This window comes from Vibrio sp. HI00D65 (assembly GCF_001635455.1).
Lineage (GTDB): Bacteria > Pseudomonadota > Gammaproteobacteria > Enterobacterales > Vibrionaceae > Vibrio.
The window spans coordinates 1-372 of record NZ_LWEH01000040.1; the positions used below are offsets into that span (position 1 = coordinate 1).

1 pseudogene is annotated in these 372 nt (G+C 47.6%); it reads left to right on the forward strand.

From position 1 onward, the window contains the following. Positions 1 to 372 (forward strand): annotated as a pseudogene (locus A3712_RS28165) (sigma-70 factor domain-containing protein); the annotation flags it as partial.

A 372-nucleotide genomic window follows, 5' to 3' on the forward strand; every position in this document is an offset into this window, starting at 1 on the left:
TGCGACGCAACTGTATCTAGGCGAAATCGGTTTCTCACCACTACTAACCGCAGAAGAAGAGGTGCTCTACGCACGTCGAGCTCTACGCGGTGATGAAGCAGCACGCAAACGCATGATCGAAAGTAACCTGCGTTTGGTAGTTAAAATTTCTCGCCGTAGAGAAGTTTGACCCAGAGCGTGGCTTCCGTTTTTCTACTTACGCAACATGGTGGATTCGTCAGACCATCGAGCGTGCTTTGATGAATCAGACTCGCACTATCCGTTTGCCAATTCATGTTGTTAAAGAGCTGAACATCTATCTGCGTACTGCAAGAGAACTATCACAGAAACTTGACCATGAACCAACAGCGGAAGAGATTGCTGCTAAGCTTG